Source organism: Arthrobacter sp. Soil736, from assembly GCF_001428005.1.
Lineage (GTDB): Bacteria > Actinomycetota > Actinomycetes > Actinomycetales > Micrococcaceae > Arthrobacter.
The window spans coordinates 138,887-139,193 of record NZ_LMSB01000008.1 but is presented as its reverse complement, the minus strand read 5'-3'; the positions used below and the strand labels follow the sequence as shown (position 1 = coordinate 139,193).

Sequence of the window (307 nt, the reverse complement as noted above, 5' to 3'; positions counted from 1 at the left end):
TAGCGGCGGCGAGGGTCGAGCTCCCTCGCGAAGAAAATCGAGGCCTGTTTGAGGATCTCGTTGGACTCCTTCAAGTCCCGCACCTCAGCCCGAAGCCGCTTGATTTCCTCCAGCTCGTCACTGCTTGGTCCGGTCTTCTCGCCGGCATCGACCTGGGCCTGGACAACCCAGCGGCGCAGCGATTCAGCGCCGACCCCGAGCTTTGGCGCCAGTGCCTTGCAGGCAGCATAAACAGACGGGTATTCGGACAACCGATCCAAGGTCATGCGCACTGCACGGTCACGGACTTCGGGCGGGAACTGCTTGG

Annotated in this window: 1 protein-coding gene; it reads right to left on the bottom strand. The window is 62.5% G+C overall.

What is annotated here, in order from left to right:
* On the bottom strand, positions 1-266 hold a 266-nt coding region (locus ASG92_RS06960), incomplete at its 3' end, for a transposase (RefSeq protein WP_240987032.1).
* Positions 267-307: the final 41 nt, after the last annotated feature.